The following is a 24,211-nucleotide window of genomic DNA, read 5'->3' as shown; positions in this document are numbered from 1 at the left end:
TTAGGACATCGTCAAACCGCCGGAGATGCTGATCGTCTGCCCGGTCATGAACGCGGCGTCGTCCGACAGCAGGAAAGCGATCAGGCCTGGATAATCATCCGGCTGGCCCAGCCGGCGCAGCGGAATGGCCTTGGCCAGCCCCTCGCGGATGCGGTCGCCGCCTGCCATATCCTTGGTGAAGTCGGCGAACAGCGGCGTGTCGGTCGGGCCGGGGCACAGCACGTTGAGCGTCACATTCTTGCGCGCCAATTCGCGCGCCATCGTCTTTGTAAAGGCGATGATGCCGCCCTTGCACGCCGAATAGACGCCTTCGCCCGAAGACCCCACCCGCCCGGCGTCCGACGAGACGTTGACGACACGGCCCGCGCCGCGCTCCGCCATGCCGCGCACCACGACATGATGCATGTTGAAGCTGCCGAACAGGTTGATGCGGACGATCTTTTCCCACAGCGCCGGATCGGTATCGAGGAAGTTGGCTCCCTGGTCCCAGCCCGCGACATTGGCAAGGCCGTCGGCGGGGCCGTTCGCCCCCTCGAATGCCGCCACGGCCTGCTGCACATTGGCATAATCGCTGATGTCGACCTTATAGGCCGATGCCGCGCCGCCGATCCCGTCGGCGACGGCTTGTGCAGCGTTGATATTCAGGTCGAACAAGCCGACCGTGCAGCCTTCCTCGGCCAGGCGAATAGCGGTCGCCTTGCCGATGCCGCTGCCGGCCCCCGTGACGATGATCTTACGTCCTTCCAATCCGCGCACCGCGAAATTCCCCCAAAGCAAATCACACTCTCAAGCTTGGCATTGGGGCCAGCAGGCATTCAACTCAACCGGACATGGGAGCACGCGCGGCCTTATCACATATGAGAAGGTCGGCGCGCGACCAGTCGCGACCTTGACGCACCGGCCGCGCGGCTTCACCCGCAGAGTCCTGGAATCTTCTTGAGAACCCGGCACGCGCCGGGCTTTGACAGGTGGCGGACATGGATGAAAATGACGATCTGCTGCGCATGATCCGCGACAGCGCGAATGCGGTAGGGACGCGCGGCGATCTGACCCGTGTGCGATCCTTGCGCTTTGCCGCGCCCGGTTTCGATCGCGCGATGTGGCGGCAGATGGCGGAGCTGGGCTGGGTCGGCCTGTTGGTGCCCGAGGAGAAGGGCGGCCTTGGACTGGGCGTAGAAGCGCTGGCGGCGATCGCCGAGGAACTGGGCGCGCGTCTGGTGGCCGAGCCGCTGATCGAGACGGCGGTGGTCGCCGGCCTGCTGGACGGCGACGATCTTGCCGCGCTGCTGGCGGGTGAGCGCCTGATCCTGCCCGCATGGCAGGACCGTGCCAATATCCTCGTCCCCGACGACGCCATGACGATCGCGGAGGGAGCGGCCACCGGCAGCCGCCGCTTCATTCTTGGCGGGGAGGGTGCCGATGGCTTCCTGCTGCTGACCGGGTCTCAGGGCGCGCTCATCCGCGCCGATGCACCGGGCGTCGAAATCGAAACGGAGGCGACGCAGGACGGCGGCCGGTTCGCGACGCTGCGCCTTGATCGCGCCGCCGCCACGGCAGTAGCGCTGACCGAAGCGCGCATCGGCGAGGCGCTGGATGTCGGCGCGCTTGCAACCGCGGCCTATCTGACCGGACTGAGCGAACAGGCGTTTGAAATGACGCTAGATTATCTGCGCACGCGCGAGCAATTCGGCAAGGTGATCGGTACGTTCCAGGCGCTGCAACATCGCGCCGCCGACCTGTCGGTCCAGATCGCGCTGAGTCGTGCGAGCGTTGCCGACGCCGTGCGCATCCTGGCCGGTGGGGCAAACGCCGATGACTGCGCGCGCGCAGTCAGCCGGGCCAAGGCACGCGCGGCGGAGACAGCGATGCTTGTCACGCGCCAGGCGATCCAGCTGCACGGCGGCATCGGCTTTACCGATGAGCATGACATCGGGCTGTTCCTGCGCCGGGCGATGGTGCTGGCCAACGCCTATGGCTCGGCGACCGTGCATCGGCAGCGCTATGGCGCGCTGTTGGGGGCGGCGCTGTCCGATGCGGCCTGAGGCAAGTGATTGAAGCGCCTATAGCGTGGCGGAGAGGCCTGACGGATTGCGCGGAACCGCCGCGAACATCTGCCGGCCCTGTTCGCCCAGCCGGATGAATTCCGAATAATGACCAAGATCGGCGCGCGTATCGGCATAGCTATAGTCGAGCACATCGCCGAACGATCCCGCAGCCGGCACGGCATAGCCCAACGCGGCCATGCGATCGACCGTCGCCTGATGATCATCGACCAGAAAGCCCAGATGATGCAGCGCGATCGCGCCCGGCGCTTCGGGCACGGCATCGTCATAAATGGTCGCCATGCTGCTTTCCGGCTCGATCAGCTCAATCATCACATCGTCGATATAGGCAAGGCCTATGCGCCGGGTGGCCGAAAGGCTGCCGTCAGCGCGCGGCGGTGGCGCATTGATCATGAACTCGGTCGCGCCAAAACGCTCGCGATAGGCGGCGATGGCCGTATCCAGATCGCGCGTCACATAGCCAAGCTGGAAAAACCGGCCGTAAAGATGCGGTATGAAAGTCATATTCTCTCCCATTTTTCTGGAACTTTGCGGAACTGGCGCGACAAGCGCGCAATCCCGAGGCGGCAAATAAGTGTTCCATCGGGTATCGAAATGTCAAGTCGGCAGCCCGATCGCCACCGGGCAGGTGCAATTCCGGACCCTTGACACCCTGATTAAGTGACCTAATCGGTACACATAATGATGAGGAGACAGGATATGATGAAGGAAAGCATCGCCGGATCGCTGGGGGACGTGCCCGCATGGGCTGCTGGTCTGCCGGACGCGGCGCGGGCGCGGATCGGCTATGCCGACCTCGGCACCGGCTGGGAGGAAGGCTTCGTCCGGCTTACGCAGGCGATCGACCGCCTCGACCTGCCGAACGATCGCATCGCCGTCAGCGCCGGTCGCCTGCAGGCGATGCTGGAGGCACGCCTTCATGCCCGCAAGGGCTGGAACGCCCATCCTGAGAGCCTGTCACGCAAGATCGAAAAGCCGATCGTTATCGCGGGCCTGGTTCGGTCGGGGACGACCGCTCTCCACAAGCTGATGTCGATGGACCCGCAGTTTCAGGGTCCGGAAAACTGGCTGTCAATGGCTCCCAAGCCCCGTCCGCCGCGCGATCAATGGAGCCAAGATGCGGACTATCGGGAAACGAAGGCCCGTGTGGATGCCGTCATCGCGCGAGCGCCGGAACTGTTCAAGGACCATATGATGTCGGCCGACGAGGTCGATGAATCCATCTATTTCCTCGCCCAGAATTTCCATTATAATTATTTCTCGTCGATCTGGGGCGTGCCCGAATATGATGCTTGGCAGCGGCAGCAGAGTGAACGGCCCAATTATGAATGGATGCGCGACTGCCTGAAGCTGATCGGTCTCCACGACGACCGCACCTGGCTGCTCAAGAATCCGGGCGATCTCTACGGTATGGGGGCGTTGCTCGAAGTCTTCCCCGATGCGCGCGTCATCCAGACGCACCGCGACCCGGTCGATGCCATACCGTCGATAACGCGCCTTCTCGTCTCTTCGCAGCGCGGTACGCTCGGCTATAGCGACCCGGCGGCGGTGGGCGCGCGCGAGACGAATTTCTGGCGCGATGCGCTGGCGGAGGCGGAGCGGGCGAAGCAAAGCGCCCCCGACCAGTTCATTGATATCGAGTTCCGCGCCTTCGTGGCCGATCGAATGGGGACGGTCCGTCGCATCTACGATCATTTCGGCATCACCCTGTCGAGCGAAGCCGAAGCGGCGATGCAGGATTGGCTGGATGCGCATCCGCATGACGGCGGCGGCGGATCGCGGCGAGCGGATGGGGAGCCGCCGCGCGAGAAGCTGGCGGAAGCCTTCGCAGATTATCGCGTGGGCCGCGGTTACTGATAGACCCGCCACGAATATCTGTTGTTCCGTCCAGGGGCGCGCGCGTCTTGCGATAATGTCCTACTCTTCTTGACGCCGCCCGACACAGGACGGCGACAAGGAGGAGGGATGATGCGCGTGGCGCAAGAGGCACGGCCGTGAAGCTGGAGCTTGAGGGCAAGCTGGCGCTGGTGACCGGCGCCAGCCGGGGCATCGGCTTCGCCTGCGTGGAGGCATTGCTGGCCGAGGGCGCGCGCGTCGCGATGGTGTCGCGCGATCCCGCCCGGCTCGAAGCCGCCGCCGCCGGGCTGGGGGGCGGCGACGCGGTTCTCTACGCTGCGGCCGATACGTCTGACCCCGCCAGCGCACGACGCGGCTATGACAGCATCGTTGCGCGGGCAGGCGTGCCCGATGTGCTGATCTGTTCGGCGGGCGCGGCGGCTTTCCATGACCCGCTGACGATCGCGTCGGACGACTGGCGCAAGGCGTGGGACGCCAAGTTCCTGGCCGTCATGACGATGATCGATTGCGCAAAGCCCGACATGATCGCGCGCGGCAGCGGCGTGATCGTGCCGATCATCGGCACCGGCGGCAAAGTCGCGCAGACCGCGCATCTGTGCGGCGGGGCGGCCAATGCCGCGCTGATGCTGGCGACGGTGGGGCTGGGTGTCGCGCTCGCGCCCAAGGGCGTGCGCGTGGTCGGCCTCAATCCGGCAGCGACCGCGACCGATCGCGCGGTTTCGGCGCGACAGGATTATGCCCGCATATTGGGCGTCACCGTGGACGAACTGACCCGGCAATATGCCCGAACCTTTCCGATGGGACGATCGGCATCGCCGCGCGAAATTGCCGAAGTTGCTATTTTCCTCGCGTCCGCGCGCGCGGCCTATCTCGCCGGCACCATCGTCAATGTCGACGGCGGCCAGACCCCGGCCTTGTGACCATCACCATCATGGGAGACGCGAAGTGAGCATCACGCCTACGGAAAGCCTGTTCCAGCTTGTGGGCAAGGTCGCGCTGGTGACCGGCGCGGCGCGGGGCATTGGCGAGGGTATTGCGCGCCGTCTGGCCGACGCCGGCGCGCGGATTGTGGCGACCGACATCAACGCCGACGGCATAAATGCACTGGCGCGGGAACTGGGGGAGGGCGTCCTGCCGATCGCCGCCGACCTCACGCAATCGGAGGACCGCGCGCGGCTGGTGCGCGATGCGCGCGCGCATTTTGGCGGCATCGACATATTGATCAATAATGCGGGCCTGCGCGACTGGTATACGTGGGAGACGCTGGACGAAGCCCATTGGGACAAGTTCATGGACGTCAATCTGCGCGCGCCGTTCTTCCTGTCGCAGGCGGTGGCCAAGGACATGATCGATCGGAACGTGCCGGGTAGCATCGTCAATATTGTATCGACCGCCGCGGCGCAGCCGGTGCGCTGGAAAGTCGATTATAATGCAGCCAAGGCCGGGCTGGCGCAAATGACGCGCTCGCTTGCCAAGGAACTGGGGCCGCATATGATCCGCGTCAATGCGGTGGGGCCGGGCGGCACCCGGACGCCGGGCGGATCGGGATCGATCCCCGACAGCTTCGCGCCCGATGAACTGCGCAAGATGGGAGCCGACTGGCGCGAGCGCATGGCGCTGCCGATCGACCTGATGGAGCCGGACGACATCGCCCGTGCCGTGCGGTTCATGGCGTCCGACGCCGCGCGGTCGATCACCGGCCAGATACTTTATGTCGATGGCGGCTTCCTGGTGGGATGAACGTCAAGCACGTCACAATTCATATATGGGAGACGATAGATGAGCGCGACCGCCGTTGCTGAACCCCGACCTGCCGTCAAAAGCGGCTTCACCGTTCGCCGTCTCGGCGGATCGCTGGGCGCCGCGATCGAGAGCATCGATCTTGCCGCGCCGATCAGCGACACGACGATGGCGGGGCTGCGCGCCGCCTTTATCGACCATCTCGTGCTGGTTTTCCCAAGCCAAGGACATTTGAGCCCTGCGCAGCATCTCGCCTTCGCCGAGCGCTGGGGGCCGCTGCTCGACATGCCGGGTGGCTGGATTGGGGACAGCAAGGCGCTGATCGAGATCGCCTCACGCGGCGGCAAGGGGCGGGGCGGCGGGCAGTCCGAGGATGAGCATGAAACGCTGAGCGTCGCGCGCACCGACATCTGGCATTCCGACCTGTCTTTCTACGCCGAACCGCCGATGGGATCGCTGCTACTGGCGCGCGAAATACCCGATGCCGGCGGCGACACGATATTTGCGAACCAGTATCTGGCCTATGAAACGCTGTCGCCCGCGATGCGAAAGATGCTGGAGCCGTTGCGGGCCGTGCATTCGGGTGAGGGGCTGTGGCGGATCAACGGCATGGACCCCAGACTGGCGACGCGTTCGGCCCATCCGATCGTGCGGACCCATCCGGAAACCGGGCGGAAGGCGCTGTACGTGAACAAGGTGTGGACCAAGCAGATCGAAGGCATGACCCTGGCCGAGAGCGCGCCGCTGCTTGACTTTCTCTACGCCCATGCGTGCGAACCCAATTTCACTTTCCGTCATCGCTGGACTGCTGGCGATCTGCTGATGTGGGACAATCGCAGCGTCCAGCATTATGCCGTCCGCGATTATGGCGCGGCAACGCGGGTGATGAACCGGGTGACGGTGAGCGGCGACGTGCCGGCCTGAAAGTTCGCTCAGGCCCGACCCGCAGCGCGCTCCACCCGCACCGGAAAGCCGGTCATCACCGGCATGGCGTTGATCGGGTCCGCGCCCTTTACCGCGTCGATCAGCAGGTTGACGTTCACGCCGGGCGCGTCGCCACCCGACGGCAATGGACCCCAACCGTGCGCCATCGAAAGGACACCTGGCCTTACGGCATCGTCACCCTGCGCGACGGCCTCGATCCGCCCATGCGCCGAACGGATCAGGACGGCGTCGCCATCCGCCACGCCAATTGCCGCCATGTCGTCGGGGTGAAGATAGGCATGGTTGGCGGGAACGCGGCAGCTGATCGCCGGAATGCGATGCATGGTCGTGTTCAGCACTTCGCGCAGCCGCCGCACGGCAAAGCGATGCGTGAATCCCGCATCGGCTGGTGATTCCGCCATAAGTTCTGCCAGTTCGGCAACGATGTCTGGCGGTGCTATGGCGAAACGCGCGTTGCCCTCGCCTTCCTCCACCGACATCGGTGCAACATCGAATATATGCCCGCCAGGCGCATTTTTAAGCACATCGAATGGCACGTTGCTCCGCCGCAGCAGAAACGCCATCAGCGCTTCGTCCTCTGGCGGGCGGTTCATGTCCATCTCCACGCCGTCCAGCATGATGCGCCGGTCCATGCGGCGGGCCAGTTCCCAGAAGAACAGCCAGTCATCGATCACGTCCGAATCCGCCGGCGGCTCGATCACCTTGGCGTTATAGTGGGAATAGGGGACGAACAGCGTGAACGGTTCATAATCGCGGCTGTTGGCGTCGAGCCGCTCCAGCATCATGCGGGGCGGAATAACATAATCGGCGAGCTGCGCGGTGGTCGACAGAAAGGGATCAATCACCACCAGCAGGTCGAGCGCGGAGAGCCCCTTTTCCACCCGCGCCGTGTCGGGAATGGCGTTGGCGGGATTACCGCCGTCGACGATCAGGGCGCGCACGCGATCGGGGGCGTCGGACAATATCTGATCGGCGAGTACCGCGGTCATGCGTTCGCCATAGATCATGCCATGCCCGCGGGCATCGCGCGGCCCGCTTTCCCACGGTCGGGTCGGCGCGATCACTTCCGCCCGGCGCGGACGCGGGGCACCGAGCACGCCGGGATTGGGCACTGGGTCGCCCGCGCGCGCGAAGCGGCCGCACACCACGTTCAGACATTCCAGAAGATGCTCGGCAAGGTTCGAGTGCGGTCCCATATCCGGCCCGGTGCCCGATCCTGCAACGCCGCGCCGACGGCGAACGATGCCGTCTTCGACGATCGGCTCCGCGAACATCTGTGCTGCTTCGACGAGCAGGTCGGGATCGATACCCGCGCGGGCATCGACGACGTCGAGCGTGAAGGGGGCGACCGCCGCGCGAAGGCCGTCAAGTCCATCGACATGCGCCGCGCAAAAAGCCGCGTCGTGCCAGCCCTGCTTCAGAATCTCGCGCAATATGCCGGCCAGCAGCACGCTATCCTCGCCGGGAAGTGGTTGCAGGAACAGGTCGGCATGACGCGCCGTTTCACTATATCGCGGGTCTATGACGATCAGTTTCAGGCCGCGCGCCTTGGCATCGCGCATCGCCTTTACCGGATTGTGCGATTCCACCGAAAAAGAGCTGAGCGACACGAACGGGTTGTTGCCGACCAGCATGGAGACATCGGCGTGCGCGAAACTATCCTTGTCGGCTGCCCAGCTTCCCAGTCGACCCGCCGTGACCCATTTCGCCGACTGGTCGATCGTCATCGTTGAATAAAAGGCCCGCGAGCCGATCGCCTGCATGAATGCGGGCATCAGCGCGTTGGCGAGGAAATTTCCATAGCTCAGCGTGCCCTTGAAGCAGGCGACGCTGTCAGGCCCGCTTTCGTCGATCAGTCCGTTCAGTCGCTCCGCAATGCGATCGAGTGCGGTATCGAGCGACACTTGTCGAAAGCTGCCGTCAGGCTGGCGTTCCAGCGGATGGAGCAGCCGGTCCGGGCTATAATGCATCGCGGGCAGATTGAGGCCCTTGATGCAGGTATAGCCGCGCGTCAGCGGATCGTCCTTGTGCCCGCGCACGGCTTCGATCCGGTCGTTCTCATCCAACGTTAGTTCGATCGCGCAGCGACCGGCGCACAGGCGACAGGCGCTGATCGCCGTGCGCGTCACCCGCTAGTTCCCGCCGGGTTCCAGCGCAAATGCAGTTCCTGCACCCCGTTCACCGGGCCACTGGCGATGCGGGGCGTGCCGACAATCTCGAAATCGGGGATACGCGGCAGCCATTCCTCAAGGAATATCTGGATTTCACGGCGCGCGAGCACGGCGCCCGGACAGGTATGCGCGCCAAAGCCGAAGCCGGTATGGGGAATGGGAAAACGGCGAGAGAAGTCGACCCGCAACGGATCATCGACGAAGCGATCGTCCAGACCACCCATCAGAATCGGAAACAGCACCATCTCGCGCGCGCGGAAAGGCACGCCCTTATAGGTCCAGTCCTCGCGTACCACGCGCCCCACATTGGGCACGCCGTGACGGCGGATCAACTCCTCTACCGCATTGCGCACGAAGGCGGGATCATCGATCCGCTCGACCAGTTCGCGGCGATGTTCCGGATGGGTCGCCAGGAAACGGGCGATGAAGCCCAGCGTCGAAGCGACCGTGTCTAGCCCGCCGAACAACAGCAACATGCATACGCTCATGACATCTTCGGGCGTGATCGGCGCGCCATTGATGTCCGCGGTCACGATTCGCTCGGTAAGTCCGCCCGGTGCATAACCCCCGCCGCCGATCCGCTCGTGGAAATAAGCGGCCATCTGCACATGCGCCTCGTCATGCTCCTCTTTCGATCCGCGCACCGCCGCCTCGACATAGGGCAGCAGGCGGAAACGATCTTCCTGCGGCAGCCCCATGATCTTCATGAACACGACGATCGGCAGAACCTGACCGAAATCGGCCATGAATTCGCATTCGCCCCTGGGAGCGATCTCCTCGATGATCTCGCGCGCCAGCTTGCGCACGTCGCCGCCGACGCGCTCGATCTCCTTGGGGACGAAGCGCGGCATGATCAGCCGGCGATAGGGCGCCTGATCGGGCGGATCGAGGTTGATCGGTCTTTGGTTCGCCGGGAAATAAGGGATGGCGATGCTTTCGCTCGACATATGGTCGCTGTCCTGAATCAGCGCCTTGATGTCCTCGCCGCGTGTCAGGATCCAGTGACCGCCATTATGCGGCGTCCACACGATATCCGGCCCGTCCAGCAGCCTGCGCCAGCCCAGATGGACGTCGCCGGTGTTTCCCTGGGGAAAACGAAAGTCGAAATCGACTTCCAGCTCCGGCGGGACATGGGCCGGTCGTTCAACGGTTCCGCTCGCGATCGTCGCTTGCGCTCCCATACTTCTCTTCCTTTTTCGTGTCAGTTCGCGGCCAGCCGGTCGCGGCAATATTCAGCGCCAAAGAAGGCGCGCAATTCGTTCACCACCAAGTCTGGCGCTTCGGCCGGTCCGAAATGACCGCCGCGCGGCATGACCGTCCAACGGCGCAGATCGGTGTTTTCCGCCGCGACCGCGCGGGGGACCATCGCCACGTCCTTCGGGAAGATAGCATAACCGGTCGGAACCGGGATCACCGGCTTGCGGTCATGCGACAAGGGCGAGACCAGCCCATCCTTGAACTGCTCCCAATATAGCCGCATCGACGAAGCGATCGAGCCGTTCAGCCAGTATATGGATGCGAGCGTGCACAGCGCGTCACGGTCCATCACGCGCAGCAGGTCGCCGCCGCAATCGCTCCATGCCCGCCGCCGTTCCCATATCCAGGCGGCGGTCCCGACCGGCGAGTCGACCAGGGCATAGGCCAGCGTCTGCGGGTCCAGCCGATGCGTGGTCCAGTGGCTGAGGATCAGCGGCGCCGCCTCGCCCAGCCGCGCCAGCATCCATTGCTCGTATGGCGCGAAGTTGCCGGGATCTATATGCGCGCGATCCATGCCGGGAAAAGTCACCAGCGTGGCATAGACGCCGATCAGATGTTCCTCATGCGCATGACCGAGCTGGGTCGTGACGATCGCCCCCCAGTCACCGCCCGCCGCGCCGAAGCGGGGATAGCCGAGCGCCCCCATCAGCTTGACCCACAATTGTGCGATCGCAGCCGCGTCCACGCCTGTCTTCGTGAGCGGCGTTGAGAAGCCAAAGCCGGGCAGCGAGGGGATGACTAGATCGAACGACATGGCGGGATCGCCGCCATGCGCCGCCGGGTCGGTCAGCGGCCCGATCAGGTCGCGATAGTCCCAGAAGGTCCAGGGCCAGCCATGCGTGAGGATGAGGGGCGTGGGCGAAGGACCTTTCCCCTTCACATGCAGGAAGTGGATCGGCACGCCGTCAATCTCGGTATGGAAATTGGGCAGGGCGTTGATCGCGGCCTGTTGCGCGCCCCAGTCATATTCGTCGCGCCAATATGCGACCATCTCCGCCAGCCAGCTGCGCTCGACGCCATAGCGCCAGTCGGCATTGCCGAAATCATCGGCGATGCGTGCGCGTGACAGCCGGTCGTGCAGGTCATCGAGCGTCGAGAGCGGCACATCCACGCGATAGGGTTCGATGCGGATCACGAATCAGCTTTCTGTCTGGAAACGCACCGCCGCGTCATAAGCGGCCTGGATACGGCCCAGATATTCGTCGGTCAGCGGCTTCATCCCGGCATGAGTGACGATGATCGGATCGTTCGCCTTGATCCCGGCGATCGCGCGCGCCGCGACTTCCTCCGCGTCGAGATAGCCGGGATAACCCGCCAGCGGCTTGGGCGCGTCGGCGCGCATTGCCATCGTGCCCCGCGATCCAGACGGGCCGTAGCGTTCAGGCCGGCTGCGTGCGCCTTCCCGCACATCGGTGCGCGTGGCTGCGGGTACCAGCAGCGACACCCCGACGCCATGCTCGGCTGCTTCAGGCCGCAACGCCACGGCGAGCGCATGGACGGCCGCCTTGGCCGCGACATAGGGGCCGTGGTTCAACACCCAGTCGGGCGCATAAGCGGTTTGCGACCCCGTGATCAGGATATGGCCCGAACCCCGCGCCGCCATCGCGGGATAAAATGCCTGAACGCAATGGGTGACGCCACGCAGCACCAGGTCGATCATCCAGTCCCAATCGGCATCGTCATGATCGAGATAGGAACCTGCGGTCGTCGTTCCCGCATTGGCGCACAGCAGATCGACCGGGCCGAACGCGGCTTGCGCGTCAGCGGCGAGCCGGCGCACCGCCTCCCGGTCGGTCACGTCGCACAGCAGAGCGCGAACCTCGCCGCCGGCCGTGGCGATCTCGGCGGCGGCTAGGTCAAGACGCTCGCGGCTGGTGGAAGCGATCACAACTTTCATGCCCTCGGCCGCCAGAGCGAGCGCCAGCGCTTTGCCTATGCCGGTCGCCCCGCCGGTGATCACCGCCACCTTGTCCTTCAGCCCGTCCATCCCGCTCTCCTCTTGTTTTTTCCCTGCTCTTCAGACCAGCAGCGCGTCGCAAAGCCGCGCGCGCCGCTCCCGGTCCCAGCCCGCCGCCGTGAAATAGGCGTCGGTGGAGCCATATTCTGCTTCGATCGCGGCAAAGCTCGCATCGAGATAGGCGGGATCGACGCCGGTCAGCGCCGCAAGCACGCTGTCGGCAGGCGCCCGCCCCAATCGCTTTGCCAGCAAGTCCCGTGTCATGGCGTTGACCGCCGGATTGGGTCGCGCGCCGCTTTCCAGATAATCGTCGCGCACCGCCTCAGGGGTTATGCCGATCGCCGTCAGCACCGCCGCGACCATGAAGCCGGTGCGGTCCTTGCCTGCCGCGCAGTGGATCAATATCGGTGCGCCGCCATCGACGAGGGCCGAAAACAGCGATCCGACATGCGCCAGCGCGCCGCGGGGCAACGCGCGATAGGTCGCTATCATCAGATCCGTACCGCCCTTACCGTCGGGATCGGTGAAGAAGGATTCCCAGTGCGATCCGGCGTTGCGCGCATCGGCGACCAGATCGATGTCGCGTATATCGGCGCCTTCTGCGCGCCACCATATATTGGGCGCGTCGGCACGCTCGCCCGGCCCACGCAGGTCGAATATCGTGCGGATGCCGAGCGTGCGCAGGATGCGCGCCTCTTCCTCACTGGGCGACAGCACGGCTTCCGATCGGAAGATCATGCCGCCTCGCAGGGCGCGCCCGTCCTGCGCATGAAGCCCGCGCACCTCGCGAAAATTCGGCAGCGCCGGCAGGATAGGATCGATCCGGGCGGTCATCGCGCGCGCCGGATGGGGAGCGCATCGTTCCCCCGCCGTGATGGCGGCGTCGCGGTGCGATCATCGCTATTTTCGCGCTTCACCATGCTCACCATGAATATCTCCCGCCGTCTTGCGCGCGCCTAAAGATCGTCGAACAGGCCATGATCGACCGCCGCCATGCCGAAACGGGGGGCGACAGACGCATTATTCGCCTCCACCTGGAAGGCGACCGGATTGGTCAGCCAGAAAAATAGGCCGTAGACGATGTGGATGCGGAACACCTCCATCGCGTCGGCATGGGCCGGGACATCGGGGACGCCGTGCGCGCCAAGGCGCTCCAGATAATATCCCATCAATTCCTCGACCCATTTGCGCCGGTCGACGACATCCAGCGCCGAGATCAGGAAATAGGTGACATCATGTGCCCAATGGCCACGGGACCAGGTTTGCCAGTCGAGCGCGCCGGGCTTGCCGTCGGAGGTCAGATAGAGATTGCCGATGTGGAAGTCGGCATGGACGATGCACCAGGGCTGGCGGTGGCCGAACAAGGTCACCCGTTCCAGTGCGGCGGTCATGCGGCCATGATCGTGCAGCATCTGGGGCAAGGCACGGCCGCGCGGCAGGTCCAGATAATGGCGGAAGGTCGCTTCTTTGAGCTGCCCGCGCTGATAGGCGCCACGCGGTCCGGCCGGCAGTGCTTCCCAGTGGTTGATCGTCTCGAACCGACCGCCCGCCGCAAAGGCGTCCGAGTTCCAGAAGGCGGCGTGCAGCCGGGCCAGCATGTCGAGAAAGGCTTGCGTGGCGGCGCGGTCGAAGGGCCGCTCGACGCGGCAGATCTGCGCACCGGCGAGATTGAGGTCTTCCAGCAGCACGATATATTGCCGCGCTTCGGGGTCTTCCCCCGTGCCGAAACAGGCGGGAACGCGAATGTCGATCAGCGGCGCAATCTCGCGGAAGAAGCGGGCTTCGTGCGCGTAGATATAGCTCATGCGTTCGCGGTGCGCGGAAAAGCCGCCCTTGACGATGATGCTGGCGGGTCCAGTAAATCCGGGCTTCCAGCTGAGCGCCATGCGCGCCTTCGTCGCGGTGCCCTCCATCGGTTCGGACAGGGCCGCGTGCGCCAGGCCCGGCAGACCATTTTCCGCGAGCGCGCTCGCGAGCCAATGATTGGCGATACCCTCGATATTGGTCGGGACTGGCTGCGGGCCGACGGGAAGCAGCCCCTCGCCGGCGAGCCGGAACGGCGGCGGGGTGGCTTCAGTTGACGGGGATGCGGGCATTCATCACCTCCCAATATTCGGGCGGAAACCAGACATATTCGAGATAATGGCCCAACGTCTCGCGGGTATCGACGTAGAAATAATGGACGCCGTTGGGCGAATGATAGTTGATCGGCAAGGCTAGGCCATTTGCACGCGCACGCTCGCGCAGCGCGTCGAGGTCGTCTAGCGTCGCCATACGCTGCGCAATATGGTGATGGACGATCTGCAATCCCTCGCAATCGGGGGACAGCGCGCCGCGATAGATCGCGTCGTCGCCCCCCGATGGTGCGATCAGTTCGATCTGCACGCCGCCGGCCATCGCGAAGCCGACATCCATGCGCAGCCGCCGGTCGGCGTCCAGTCCCATGTCCATGTCGCGCACTTCCAGCCAGCGCGTGACGCCATAATCGTTCGCGAACCGCGCGATCGCTTCGTCGAAGCGGTTCGTGACATAAGCGACTTGGGAAAAGCTATTGGTGAAAAATCCAATCATCGCAGAACCCTTTTTTGATTCAGTCGGTCCGAACGAAACGGTTCTTGATATCGCCCAGCAGATATTCGGTGACCCCCGGATCATCTAGGCTCTCCAAGTCAAAGCCCTGCGCGTCGAACACGGTGCGGATCATCTCCACTTCGGGGAGCAGGCCGATTTCATCGCCCTGAACAAAGAAATCGCGTCCGGACACATGCGCCGCCGTGTCGGAACATAGCCAGACGGCAAGCGCCGCGACCTGATCTGGGGTCGGCGACAAACGGCGCAGGGCCATTGGTCGGTTCCAGTTGAGTGGCTGCCCCAGTTCGGCGGTGCGTTTTACCGTTTCGGTGACACCTGGCGTGCGCGTGCCGGTGATCGCGGAGATTGGGCGCAGCGTATTGCAGCGGACGCCGAATTCTCCCAGATCGCGCGCCACCGAGCGGCTGAAGCCGGACACGCCTTCCTTGGCGGCTGAATAATTGCTCATGCCGTAATGGCCAAGGCCCGATGTCGAGCCGGTGTTGAGGATCACCCCGCTTTTCTGCCGGATGAAGTGCGGCGCGGCCGCACGCACCGTGGCAAACGTCCCTTTGAGGCTGACATTGACGACGAGGTCGAAATCCTTTTCCTCAAGCTGGTCGATCCGCCCCGCGCGAACGATGCCGGCATTGTTGATCAGGATGTCGATCCGACCCCAGGTATCGATCGCCTTCTGCACGATCGCCGCGCCGCCTTCCATCGATGCGACGCTCGATACCTCGGCGACCGCCTCGCCGCCCGCAGCGACGATCTCATCGACCACCTGCTGCGCGAAGGAGGCGTTGCCCGGCTCGTCGCCATTGGGTCCGCCGCCCAGATCGTTGACGACGACGCGCGCGCCCTCGCTGGCGAGCAGCAGCGCTTCCGCCCGCCCGATATTGCGGCCCGCGCCGGTGACGACCGCTACCTTGCCCTCGAAACGCCGTGCCATATCCTCTCCCGCTTTTATGTCGCGGCAGATGATGGGGATCGCGGTCGTATGCCAGACTAAAAAGCGTGGTGGATCATGTTCATCATGGATGTGCTGGCGTCATATATGTGATGGATCGCGGTCAGCGGGCAATGCGCGGGCTTATCCCGCCCAGGAACAGGGCGAGCACGTCATCTTCCCAGGACTGGCTGTTGGGTTCCTCGCTGCCGATCAGTTTCAGGAAGCCGCCAACGGACATGGATTGCAGAATAAGCCCGCGCCGCGTCGCTTCCTCCTTCGTCGCCGCCGCGCCGATCTGGAGAAGATAATCGGCCACTGGTTCGTTGATTTCGATCGTGTCTTGCAGCGTGGCTTCGATCATTTCGGGGAAATTATAGAATTGGGAAATGGTCAGGCGCAGGATCGCATAGCTGCTGGGATTGCTGCGCTCCTTGCTCAAACGGATGATCGCGCGCAGAACCTTCTCAGGCGGGCCGCCTTCGTCGATCGCCGCCTGATAGTCGGCACGCAGGCTTCCGACCGCATCCATCGATACTTTTCTGAACAAGGCGACCTTGCTGCCGACCTGACGATAGACCGTCATCTTGCTGATGCCGCTTCGTTGCGCGATCCGGTCGAGGTTCGCGCCTTCAAAACCCTTGGTGAGAAACTCTTCGCGGGCCGCGTTTAGCAAACGGCGTTCCCGCACCTCTGCATCTTCCATTGGCGGCCGGCCCCGCCGGAGCGGCGTCTTTCGCTGCGAGGTCATGCCCGTCATTATACCCCTGATCGGCCCCTGAAATATCCAGACGCAATCATGGCGGGGAAAAGACGGGCGCTCAAGTCAAACCATGACCGGCGCATGTCGGCGGCTTGCCCGGCGGTCGTAAGCTAACTCGAGGCGAGCGAGAGGCCCGCAATCTCCGCCGGATCGAGCCATGCAGCGAGCGCACGCAGATTGTCGGGCGTGACCGGGCCATGCGGCGCGGCGGGCGGCGTGCGGCTGAAACGCGGAGCAGGCGCGGGCTGTATCACGCCGTCAATCTCGACATAGGTATGGCGCGCGGCCAGATGCGGCTCTTCCACCGCCTCGACCAGCGTAAGGACGGGCGAGGCGCAGGCGTCCGTGCCGTCGAACGCGCGCTCCCAATATGCGCGGTCCTGCGTCAGAAAGGCGGCGGCGACGATCGCCTTGCCCCTCGGCCATTGCGCGCGATCGTCGCGGGGTGGCATGGTGGCGGGATCAATCCCCAATATGCGCAGCATGTCCGCTTCAAAGCGGCTTTCGATCGGACCGACGGCCATATAGCCGCCATCGGCGCACATATAGACGCCATAATAAGGCGCGCCGCCGTCAAGGATATTCTCACCGCGTTGCGTCAGATGGATGCCCGCGGCGTTCATGCCGTGGAAATTGGTCATGAGCGAAGCGACCCCGTCGCAGATCGCGGCATCGACCACCTGGCCTTTGCCAGATGTCCGCGCCTCGATCACGGCCGCCAATATGCCCATAGCGAGGTATAACGCGCCGCCGGCATAATCGCCGACCAGATTGAGCGGTGCGATCGGCGGGCCGGCTTGCGGTCCGATCGCATCGAGCGCGCCGGTGATCGAGATATAATTAATGTCGTGACCGGCGGTGAGCGCGCGGGGTCCGTCCTGCCCCCAACCGGTGATACGGCCATAGACAAGCCGCTGATTGCGCGCGAGGCAGTCGTCAGGGCCAAGCCCCAGCCGCTCCATCGTGCCCGGCCGAAACCCCTCGATCAACGCATCGGCGCGTTCGACCAGGGTCAGAACCAGCGCCTTTTCCGCCGGGTCTTTCAGATCGACTTCCAATATCTCGCGATTGCGATTGAGCAGATTGAACCGCGCCGGCCGCTTTATGCCCAGCTCGACCTTTTCCCGGCGATCGACGCGAATGATCGTCGCGCCCAGATCAGCGAGCAGCATCGCCGCCATCGGGCCGGGGCCGATGCCCGCCATCTCCACGATGCGCACGCCCGCCAGCGGCCCTTTACGTTTAACCTGTTCGCCCATCACATGTCTCCGATTCCCGTCCCTGCTGTGCGGCGCGCGCGCCGCTGGCAAGAGCGCAGGAGCATCGATCAGGTCCGTGCTGAAGATGAAAAGACACAGTGCGCCGGAGCACCGACCTTTTTCTGCGCCATGCCATCACATATATGGAGGGTTGCGCCGCCGCTGGCATCCTTCATGGATTCAGGGCTTAACGGATAGTCGAGACAGACATGCGCATGACGCCGGAGAGAGTGGCTCGAAATGACCGAACATAAGCTTGTTACCAAGGGCGTACGGGACGATTTCATCCCCGGCGAGGACTATGTGTCGCCGCAATTCGCCGCACTGGAGAAAGCCCGGCTGTGGCCGCGCGCCTGGCTGATGGCCGGCCGCGTCGAAGAGGTCGAGAATTCGGGTCAGTTTTTGACATTCGACATTTCCGACGAATCCATAACGGTGGTGCGCACGTCGAAGGGCGAGCTGAAAGCCTTCTACAATGTCTGCCCGCATCGCGGCCGGCGGCTGACCAGCGGCTGCGGCAAGATGGGCCGCTTCTTCTGCAAATATCACGGGTGGAACTGGACGCTGGAAGGCAAGCCGGTGGGTGTCGTCGACCGGGACGACTGGGACGGCCAGTTGCCCGACGACGAAATTTCGCTCGTGCCCGTTCGCGTGGATAGCTGGAACGGCTGGGTGTTCGTGTGCATGGACGATGCCGCGCCCGAATTGCGCTACTGGCTGTCGCCGGCGCCGGACTATCTTGACGTGTTCGATGTCGGCTCGATGCGCTATAAATGGCGCCGCCAGACCATCCTGCCCGCCAACTGGAAAGTCGCGCTCGAAGCCTTTACCGAGGGCTATCATGTGCAGACGACGCACCGGCAGGTGCTCGACTGGTCTTCGGATTACACGATCAGCGCCAAGCATGGGCTGCACGGCAATTTCGGCTATGCCGCCGGTCGTCCGCTGGGCCTGCCGTCGCCGCGCCTGGGCGAAATGGGCGACATCGACGTGCGCGAGGGCATCATCCGCTTCTATGAAGAGATGCGCGACACGCTCGACACGACGATGACCGACCATACGATGCGCGCCGCCCGGCGGCTGCGCGAGGAAACCACGGCTGAGGATAAGCCGATGGATGTCATGATGAAATTCATGCAGCTCAATCGCGAGGAGCATGAAGCGGGCGGCGTGCCGTGGCCCGCCGAGCTGACGTTGCCAACGATGTCGAAGGCGGGGACGTCCTGGCACATTTTCCCCAACATGGTTTTCCTGCAAGGGCCGGGTCATCTATTGGGCTATCGCGCGCGTCCCAACGGCGATGATCCCGATACGTGCATTTTCGACGTCTATGCGCTGGAACGCTACCCGCAAGGGCAGGAGCCCAAGCCCGAGGTCAAATTCCTGCCGGACATTCACAGCGTGGAGGATTGGGGGCTGATCCTGACTCAGGATTTCCAGAATATGGCCGATATTCAGCAGGGCATGAAGAGCCGGGGATTCAAGGGTGCTCGCCCCAATCCCAAACAGGAACTGGCAGTATCGAACTTCCACGCCGCCATTCATCAGTTCATCGCATGAGCGGTTTCGACAGGACGGTCGATTTCGTCATCGTCGGCAGCGGCGGCGGATCGATGGCCGCGGCGCTGGCGGTGAAGGAAGTGGGCCAGGAGCCGCTGGTGCTGGAAAAGACCGATATGGTCGGCGGATCGACCGCCATGTCGGGCGGCGTATTGTGGATACCGGCCAATCCGCTGCTGGCGCGCGAAGGGATCAAGGACAGCCTCGACAAGGGCTGGGAATATATGATGAACACCGTCGGCGACGGCGGCAAGGGTTCCACGCCCGAGCGCAAGCGCGCGTATCTGGAAACAGGCCCGAAACTGGTGACCTGGCTCGAGGGCAAGGGCGTCAAGTTCCGCCGCTTCGATGGCTGGTCCGATTATTATGACGACCGGCCCGGCGGCCTGCCGCAAGGGCGCTCGGTCGGCATGACGCTGTTCGACACGCGCAAGCTGGGCGAATGGGAGTCCAAGCTGCGCAAGGGGCCGTTCCCCTACCCGTTCAAGCGCAAGGAGATGCACCGCATCGGCCTCGCCAAGCGCACTTGGGAGGGGCGGCTCGCAATGATGGCGCTGATGTTCCGCATGACGCGCGCGCGCTTTACCGGCAAGCATTGGGCAAGCGCGGGCGCGGCCATTCAGGCGCAGATGCTTCATGCCGCGCTCAAGAATGACGTGGAAGTCCATGTCGATGCGCCGGTGACGCAATTGCTGGTCGAGGACGGCAAGGTCGTCGGCGTCGAGACGCGGATCGACGGCCGCGTGCAGCGTATCGGCGCGCGGCATGGCGTATTGCTGAACATCGGCGGATTCGCGCGAAACCAGGCGATGCGCGACCGCTATCACCGCACGCCGACGCAGATCGAATGGACCAATGCCAATCCCGGCGACACCGGCGAACTTCTGGAGCAGGCGATCGACCTCGGCGCGGACACCGACAATCTGGACAAGGCCGTCTGGATTCCCGGATCGCTGGCGCCCGGCGCGGCCGCGCCCTTTATGCACCCGCAATGCATCGCCAAGCCGTTCGTGATGGTCGTGGACAGCGACGGCAAGCGCTTCATGAACGAGGCCGGCAGCTACATGGAAGCCGGCGAGCGAATGCATGATGTGATCCAGAAGACGGGCAAGCCGGTCTGGGCGATCCTGGATGCGCGCCATCGCAGCCATTATGCCTGGGGCAAGCAGCCGCCGATGATGACGCCGCAAAAATGGTTCGACGAGGGCTATTTCTTCAAGGCCAACACGCTGGCGGAACTGGCCGCGAAGATCGGGGTCAATCCGGTCGGGCTGGAGGAGAGTGCCGCGCGGATGGGCCGCTTTGCGCGATCCGGCGTGGATGGGGAGTTTAACAAAGGCGGCCGTTTTTATGACCGGTTCGCTGGCGACGCCTCGGTCAAGCCCAATCCCAATCTGGGACCGATCGATCAGGCGCCCTTTTATGCCGTGCGCATGTTCCCCGGCGACGTGGGCACTTATGGCGGTCTGGTCACCGATATCGACGGGCGCGTGCTGAAGCCCGACGGATCGCCGATCGAGGGGCTTTTCGCGACCGGCAATTGCACCGCATCGGCGACCGGAGGCGTCTATCCGGGCGCTGGCGCATCGATCGCCGCTTCGTTCATTTTCGGCTGGCGCGCGGCGCAATACGCGACCGCGCATTGACGCTCCATAAGCAAGCGGGGAGGCGAGGATGGCGTTCGGGATCGATCATCTGACATTGGGGCATTTTTCGCCGCCCGATTTTGCGCGCATGGCGGGGGAGGCGGGCGCCGCGACGATCAGCCTGTTCCTGCATCCCAATCCCAGCGTCGGCGGCGATCCCGCCAATTCGCCGCTGGAGCATCTGTCCGTCCGGCGCGCGGCGATCGACGCCGTGCGGGCAGCGGGAGTGAAGGTGGCGGTGGCGGAGGGATGCCGAATCGCGCCCGACTTCTCGCTCGATGAACAAAAGCGGCGCATGGAAACGGCGGTCGATCTGGGCGCGCCGCGCCTGAACGTGCTGATCACCGATCCGGAGCAGGCGCGCGCGGACGAAAATTTCGCATTGTTCGCGGCGGAAGCGGCCAAGGCCGGGCTGGAACTGCTGATCGAGTTCACACCGCTGACCGAGGTGCATGATCTGGTGGCGGCGGATGGCTGGGCGCGGCGGCATGGCTGCGGCATCATGTTCGACACGCTCCATTATGAGCGAACCGGCGGTACGCTCGACCAGCTTGCCGCCTATGTCCGCGATCGCCCCGGCATGATTGGCTATGTTCAGGTCTGCGACGGACCGGCGGGGCGCTACGGCGATTTCAAGGCCTATGCGCGCGAAGCGGTGCGGCATCGCTTTCTCCCTGGCGCGGGCGCGATCCCGCTGCGGGAAATATTGTCGATCCTTCCCGCCGACCTGATCACCAGTGCGGAAACGCCAAATGCGGGCGTCTACAAGGGTGAGGTCGCGCCGGACGCGCATCTCGCCGCGACGGCGATAGCGATGCGCGCGCTGCTGGAGGCGTCCGGCCGCTGATCGGCGGGCAGAGTGATTTCGAGCCAGATGGAATCATCTGGCTCGAAATCAGGACAAACAGGGAAAATCAGAGTCTGTCCGGTTCGATTTGAACAGGACAGACTCTAGGGGAATTCGGCGAGATTGGCGTTGGAATAGGGACGAATCCGGTCGGTCGCGCCGCTGCGGATCAGCTGCGGCCAGTCCGGATTGGGGATCAGCATCCGGCCAAGGCCGACCAGATCATATTCGCCGCGCTCCAGCCGTTCGATGACCGGATCGAGGCTGGCCGCATCAGCGGAGCTGACCGAATGCGCGTTCGCGGTATCCCAACTCGCCTTGTCCAGCCCGACCGATCCCACCGCCATCGTCGGCCGCCCGCTCAGCTTGCGGGTCCAGCCCGCAACCGACAGATCGCTCCCGGCAAAGGCGGGTTCCCAGAAGCGTCGCGTCGAGCAGTCGAACAGGTCGACGCCGGCATCGACCAGCGGGGCAAGAAATTGTTCGAGTTCGGCAGGTGTTGCGGCGGGCCGCGCGCCATAATCCTGCTGCTTCCATTGCGAATAGCGGAAGAAGATCGGGAAGTTCGATGGCACGGCGGCGCGACATGCCGAGACGATCTCCGCCGCGAACCGTACCCGGTTGGCGATCGACCCGCCATAGCCATCGGTCCGCCGGTTCATGCGCGGCCACAGGAACTGATCGATCAGATAACCATGCGCCGCGTGAATCTCTATGCCATCCGCACCGATCGCAACCGCATCCGCGGCCGCGCGCGCGAAAGAGGCGACGACATCGGCGATATCCCGCTCCGTCATGGCAATGCCAAGCGGACCTTCCGCCTCGATCGGTGACCCGATCGGCTGGGGATGGACCAGCGGAACCGCCCAGCCGGACGGCCCCATCGATTCCAGATGTTCATTGGGAAAAGCACCCGGACGATTGGGGCCGCGCAGCAGTCCGCCATGCCAGAGCTGCGGCATGAACGCCCCGCCCGCGCCATGCACCGCATCCACCACGTCCTTCCACGCCTGCAACGCCGGGTCGCCGTGGAAGAAGGCATGTTTGTCCGAACTGCACGCCACGGCATGATCGACGGCCACCGCTTCGCCGATCAACAGGCCGACGCCGCCGGCGGCGCGCTTACGGAAATATTCGGGATAGGTCGGCCGCGGCAGATTATTGTCAGTCTGCAACCGTCCCATCGGCGCCATCACAAGCCGGTTGGGCAGCGACAGCGATCCGATGCGAAACGGTGCAAACAATGCGTCAACGGGTCGTGTCATGAGATGCGTCCTTCTGATCACAAGGTCTTGCGCGCCGGTGGCGGATACGCGCGCATAGGCCGACTGCCGTTCCATGCGGCGTGAGTCTGCCGAAACTCCTCGACCAGATCGGTGATCGCAGTGGGATAAGCGCCGAATTCGAGATAGTAGCCAAGCTGGTCCAGCGTATCGACGAAGAGCGAGCATCCGAAGTCGGCGCTCTCGCTGCGTGAGACCGTGCCGCAGCCCGCCGCCGCATAGCGCGCGGCAGCCGCGTCCGGATCGGCGGTATGGAGTTGCAGGTGATGCAGCCCTTCACCGCGTGCATCGAGATATTCGGCGTAGATGTTGCGATCGCCGCTGCGCGGCTGCACCAGTTCGATCATCATGTCGCCATGATAGCCCACGGCGAGCGATACATCAGACGTCGCCGGTCGCCCCCGAAAAATCGAGCGGACGCAAAGGTCGGCGCGGAAAAAGGGACCGGCGCCGACCGTCGCGCTCCAGTGTTGTACCGCTTTGGCAAGATCGCGCACGACGAAAGCGGTCTGGACGATCACGCCCTCCGCCTGCCTGGGGTCGCCGAACGAAAGCCCTGCCATCGCGTCAGAATATTCCGCCCGGTTCGAACACCGGGGCGGCGACATGCTGCCCGCCATCCGCCAGCACCTTATGCCCGACGATGAAGCAGGCTTCGTCCGAAGCCAGGAACAGCGCCGCGCCGCCGACATCCTCGACCGGATCGGCCATCCGGCCCATAGGCAGCATGTCGATCAGGTCATCGACGCCCGTCCCCTTATCCTTACGGAATTGCTGGAAAGCCGGAATATCGGGGGCAGCGGTCTGGAGATAATTGACGTTGATCTGATCGCGGCCCCATTCCAGGCCAACGCCGCGCGTCAGGGCGATCAGCGCGCCGTCGATTGTCGCGGCGTCGGTCACGTCGCGATGCGATGCGATGCCGTACATCGAGCCGAGATTGATGACCCGGCCTTGCCCGCGCGCCTTGAGATGGGGGTAGGCCGCCTTCATCATGTACACTGCGCGCATCACCACGGCGTCAAAGGCGCTACGGAAATCCTCCTCCGCTTTTTCCGCGAAGGGCGACCAGACCGGCGGCGGCTGGGTCGCGTTGACCAATATGTCGATTCCGCCCTCGGTTTCGGCGATGTCGTTCACTAGCGCCGTGACGGCAGCCGCGTCGTCGAGATCGGCAGCGACAAAGCGCCCCGTTTGGCCCTGTGCCGGCGCTCCGCTGCCGACCAGCACGACCTGCGCGCCCTCGGCCGCGAATTTGGTCGCGATACCCAGCGACAGGTCGTTGACGTCCGCGACGATCGCGACCTTGCCTTCCAATATGCCCATTTTCTGTCCTCCCGCCG

At 64.2% G+C, this 24,211-nt stretch carries 23 protein-coding genes; 8 read left to right on the top strand and 15 right to left on the bottom strand.

Features of this window, described 5'->3' with window-relative positions; all coding sequences use genetic code 11:
* Entirely contained in the window at positions 1-756 is a 756-nt protein-coding gene (locus tag IWY39_RS19145) for an SDR family oxidoreductase (RefSeq protein ID WP_107124048.1), read from the bottom strand.
* A 221-nt stretch (positions 757-977) separates the two neighbouring features.
* On the opposite strand from IWY39_RS19145, the gene IWY39_RS19140 reads away from it, so the two are divergent.
* Positions 978-2,042, top strand: coding sequence for an acyl-CoA dehydrogenase family protein (locus IWY39_RS19140; RefSeq protein ID WP_107123857.1), 1,065 nt, complete (start codon positions 978-980; stop codon positions 2,040-2,042).
* An 18-nt stretch (positions 2,043-2,060) separates the two neighbouring features.
* On the opposite strand, the gene IWY39_RS19135 is transcribed toward IWY39_RS19140, so the two are convergent.
* On the bottom strand, positions 2,061-2,567 hold the full coding sequence (locus IWY39_RS19135) for a VOC family protein (RefSeq protein ID WP_181316616.1): 507 nt from the start codon (positions 2,565-2,567) through the stop codon (positions 2,061-2,063).
* 195 nt (positions 2,568-2,762) lie between these two features.
* Between IWY39_RS19135 and IWY39_RS19130 the strand changes: the two genes are divergently transcribed.
* The 4 genes from IWY39_RS19130 to IWY39_RS19115 all read left to right on the top strand — a co-directional run bounded on the left by IWY39_RS19130 (position 2,763) and on the right by IWY39_RS19115 (position 6,584).
* Entirely contained in the window at positions 2,763-3,920 is a 1,158-nt protein-coding gene (locus IWY39_RS19130; protein WP_229380582.1) for a sulfotransferase family protein, read from the top strand.
* A 137-nt stretch (positions 3,921-4,057) separates the two neighbouring features.
* A complete protein-coding gene (locus tag IWY39_RS19125; RefSeq protein WP_107123859.1) occupies positions 4,058-4,840 on the top strand; it encodes an SDR family oxidoreductase in 783 nt (260 codons plus the stop codon).
* A gap of 25 nt (positions 4,841-4,865) precedes the next feature.
* Entirely contained in the window at positions 4,866-5,660 is a 795-nt protein-coding gene (locus tag IWY39_RS19120; RefSeq protein ID WP_181316617.1) for an SDR family NAD(P)-dependent oxidoreductase, read from the top strand.
* Positions 5,661-5,699: 39 nt separating this feature from the next.
* Positions 5,700-6,584 carry a TauD/TfdA dioxygenase family protein gene (locus IWY39_RS19115; RefSeq protein ID WP_107123861.1) on the top strand — a complete coding sequence of 295 codons (885 nt, stop codon included), beginning with the start codon at positions 5,700-5,702 and terminating at the stop codon, positions 6,582-6,584.
* 8 nt (positions 6,585-6,592) lie between these two features.
* Here the strand turns inward: IWY39_RS19115 and IWY39_RS19110 are convergent, their stop codons facing one another.
* From IWY39_RS19110 to IWY39_RS19065, 10 genes are all read right to left on the bottom strand, one after another.
* A complete protein-coding gene (locus IWY39_RS19110; RefSeq protein ID WP_107123862.1) occupies positions 6,593-8,734 on the bottom strand; it encodes a molybdopterin-containing oxidoreductase family protein in 2,142 nt (713 codons plus the stop codon).
* A complete protein-coding gene (locus IWY39_RS19105) occupies positions 8,731-9,957 on the bottom strand; it encodes a cytochrome P450 (RefSeq protein ID WP_107123863.1) in 1,227 nt (408 codons plus the stop codon). The genes IWY39_RS19110 and IWY39_RS19105 overlap by 4 nt, the downstream gene beginning before the upstream one ends.
* A gap of 20 nt (positions 9,958-9,977) precedes the next feature.
* Positions 9,978-11,168, bottom strand: coding sequence for an epoxide hydrolase family protein (locus IWY39_RS19100; RefSeq protein ID WP_107123864.1), 1,191 nt, complete (start codon positions 11,166-11,168; stop codon positions 9,978-9,980).
* Between the two features lie 3 nt (positions 11,169-11,171).
* Positions 11,172-12,020 (bottom strand): SDR family NAD(P)-dependent oxidoreductase, encoded by an 849-nt coding sequence (locus IWY39_RS19095; protein WP_107123865.1) that lies wholly within the window; start codon positions 12,018-12,020, stop codon positions 11,172-11,174.
* Positions 12,021-12,050: 30 nt separating this feature from the next.
* Positions 12,051-12,824 carry a tyrosine-protein phosphatase gene (locus tag IWY39_RS19090; protein WP_107123866.1) on the bottom strand — a complete coding sequence of 258 codons (774 nt, stop codon included), beginning with the start codon at positions 12,822-12,824 and terminating at the stop codon, positions 12,051-12,053.
* A gap of 122 nt (positions 12,825-12,946) precedes the next feature.
* Positions 12,947-14,086 carry a phosphotransferase family protein gene (locus tag IWY39_RS19085; RefSeq protein ID WP_107123867.1) on the bottom strand — a complete coding sequence of 380 codons (1,140 nt, stop codon included), beginning with the start codon at positions 14,084-14,086 and terminating at the stop codon, positions 12,947-12,949.
* Positions 14,064-14,561, bottom strand: coding sequence for a VOC family protein (locus IWY39_RS19080; protein ID WP_181316619.1), 498 nt, complete (start codon positions 14,559-14,561; stop codon positions 14,064-14,066). The genes IWY39_RS19085 and IWY39_RS19080 overlap by 23 nt, the downstream gene beginning before the upstream one ends.
* Before the next feature lie 19 nt (positions 14,562-14,580).
* Positions 14,581-15,513 carry an SDR family NAD(P)-dependent oxidoreductase gene (locus tag IWY39_RS19075; RefSeq protein WP_107123869.1) on the bottom strand — a complete coding sequence of 311 codons (933 nt, stop codon included), beginning with the start codon at positions 15,511-15,513 and terminating at the stop codon, positions 14,581-14,583.
* A gap of 121 nt (positions 15,514-15,634) precedes the next feature.
* Positions 15,635-16,216: a TetR/AcrR family transcriptional regulator gene (locus IWY39_RS19070; protein WP_181316621.1), complete on the bottom strand. Its 582-nt coding sequence runs from the start codon at positions 16,214-16,216 to the stop codon at positions 15,635-15,637.
* A gap of 167 nt (positions 16,217-16,383) precedes the next feature.
* The gene (locus IWY39_RS19065) at positions 16,384-17,532 is read right to left on the bottom strand and encodes a CaiB/BaiF CoA transferase family protein (protein WP_107123871.1); all 1,149 of its coding nucleotides are present in this window, start codon (positions 17,530-17,532) and stop codon (positions 16,384-16,386) included.
* A 240-nt stretch (positions 17,533-17,772) separates the two neighbouring features.
* Here IWY39_RS19065 and IWY39_RS19060 point away from each other — a divergent pair, with 240 nt between their 5' ends.
* From IWY39_RS19060 to IWY39_RS19050, 3 genes are read left to right on the top strand one after another with little or no spacing between them, the layout of a single operon-like run.
* Positions 17,773-19,092, top strand: a complete 1,320-nt coding sequence (locus tag IWY39_RS19060) for an aromatic ring-hydroxylating oxygenase subunit alpha (RefSeq protein ID WP_107123872.1) — start codon at positions 17,773-17,775, stop codon at positions 19,090-19,092.
* On the top strand, positions 19,089-20,738 hold the full coding sequence (locus IWY39_RS19055; protein ID WP_107123873.1) for an FAD-binding protein: 1,650 nt from the start codon (positions 19,089-19,091) through the stop codon (positions 20,736-20,738). Before IWY39_RS19060 ends, IWY39_RS19055 begins: the two co-directional genes overlap by 4 nt.
* 28 nt (positions 20,739-20,766) lie before the next feature.
* Complete coding sequence (locus tag IWY39_RS19050; protein WP_107123874.1) at positions 20,767-21,585, top strand: sugar phosphate isomerase/epimerase family protein; 819 nt, start codon at positions 20,767-20,769, stop codon at positions 21,583-21,585.
* A gap of 104 nt (positions 21,586-21,689) precedes the next feature.
* On the opposite strand, the gene IWY39_RS19045 is transcribed toward IWY39_RS19050, so the two are convergent.
* The 3 genes from IWY39_RS19045 to IWY39_RS19035 are packed head-to-tail and all read right to left on the bottom strand — an operon-like array spanning position 21,690 to position 24,194.
* Positions 21,690-22,850, bottom strand: a complete 1,161-nt coding sequence (locus tag IWY39_RS19045; RefSeq protein ID WP_107124050.1) for an oxidoreductase — start codon at positions 22,848-22,850, stop codon at positions 21,690-21,692.
* Between the two features lie 17 nt (positions 22,851-22,867).
* Positions 22,868-23,431 (bottom strand): VOC family protein, encoded by a 564-nt coding sequence (locus IWY39_RS19040; protein ID WP_181316623.1) that lies wholly within the window; start codon positions 23,429-23,431, stop codon positions 22,868-22,870.
* A gap of 4 nt (positions 23,432-23,435) precedes the next feature.
* Positions 23,436-24,194, bottom strand: a complete 759-nt coding sequence (locus IWY39_RS19035) for an SDR family NAD(P)-dependent oxidoreductase (protein WP_181316625.1) — start codon at positions 24,192-24,194, stop codon at positions 23,436-23,438.
* Positions 24,195-24,211: the final 17 nt, after the last annotated feature.

The sequence above is a fragment of the Sphingobium sp. JAI105 genome, assembly GCF_015752145.1.
Classification (GTDB): domain Bacteria; phylum Pseudomonadota; class Alphaproteobacteria; order Sphingomonadales; family Sphingomonadaceae; genus Sphingobium; species Sphingobium xenophagum.
This window is presented reverse-complemented; position numbering and strand designations above follow the sequence as displayed.

Coding starts and splice junctions, on each gene's coding strand:
- IWY39_RS19140 (WP_107123857.1), top strand. CDS start 978: ATGGATGAAAATGACGATCTGCTGCGCATGATCCGCGACAGCGCGAAT.
- IWY39_RS19135 (WP_181316616.1), bottom strand. CDS start 2,567: ATGACTTTCATACCGCATCTTTACGGCCGGTTTTTCCAGCTTGGCTAT.
- IWY39_RS19130 (WP_229380582.1), top strand. CDS start 2,763: ATGATGAAGGAAAGCATCGCCGGATCGCTGGGGGACGTGCCCGCATGG.
- IWY39_RS19115 (WP_107123861.1), top strand. CDS start 5,700: ATGAGCGCGACCGCCGTTGCTGAACCCCGACCTGCCGTCAAAAGCGGC.
- IWY39_RS19105 (WP_107123863.1), bottom strand. CDS start 9,957: ATGGGAGCGCAAGCGACGATCGCGAGCGGAACCGTTGAACGACCGGCC.
- IWY39_RS19095 (WP_107123865.1), bottom strand. CDS start 12,020: ATGGACGGGCTGAAGGACAAGGTGGCGGTGATCACCGGCGGGGCGACC.
- IWY39_RS19090 (WP_107123866.1), bottom strand. CDS start 12,824: ATGACCGCCCGGATCGATCCTATCCTGCCGGCGCTGCCGAATTTTCGC.
- IWY39_RS19085 (WP_107123867.1), bottom strand. CDS start 14,086: ATGCCCGCATCCCCGTCAACTGAAGCCACCCCGCCGCCGTTCCGGCTC.
- IWY39_RS19080 (WP_181316619.1), bottom strand. CDS start 14,561: ATGATTGGATTTTTCACCAATAGCTTTTCCCAAGTCGCTTATGTCACG.
- IWY39_RS19075 (WP_107123869.1), bottom strand. CDS start 15,513: ATGGCACGGCGTTTCGAGGGCAAGGTAGCGGTCGTCACCGGCGCGGGC.
- IWY39_RS19070 (WP_181316621.1), bottom strand. CDS start 16,216: ATGGAAGATGCAGAGGTGCGGGAACGCCGTTTGCTAAACGCGGCCCGC.
- IWY39_RS19065 (WP_107123871.1), bottom strand. CDS start 17,532: ATGGGCGAACAGGTTAAACGTAAAGGGCCGCTGGCGGGCGTGCGCATC.
- IWY39_RS19060 (WP_107123872.1), top strand. CDS start 17,773: ATGACCGAACATAAGCTTGTTACCAAGGGCGTACGGGACGATTTCATC.
- IWY39_RS19055 (WP_107123873.1), top strand. CDS start 19,089: ATGAGCGGTTTCGACAGGACGGTCGATTTCGTCATCGTCGGCAGCGGC.
- IWY39_RS19050 (WP_107123874.1), top strand. CDS start 20,767: ATGGCGTTCGGGATCGATCATCTGACATTGGGGCATTTTTCGCCGCCC.
- IWY39_RS19045 (WP_107124050.1), bottom strand. CDS start 22,850: ATGACACGACCCGTTGACGCATTGTTTGCACCGTTTCGCATCGGATCG.
- IWY39_RS19040 (WP_181316623.1), bottom strand. CDS start 23,431: ATGGCAGGGCTTTCGTTCGGCGACCCCAGGCAGGCGGAGGGCGTGATC.
- IWY39_RS19035 (WP_181316625.1), bottom strand. CDS start 24,194: ATGGGCATATTGGAAGGCAAGGTCGCGATCGTCGCGGACGTCAACGAC.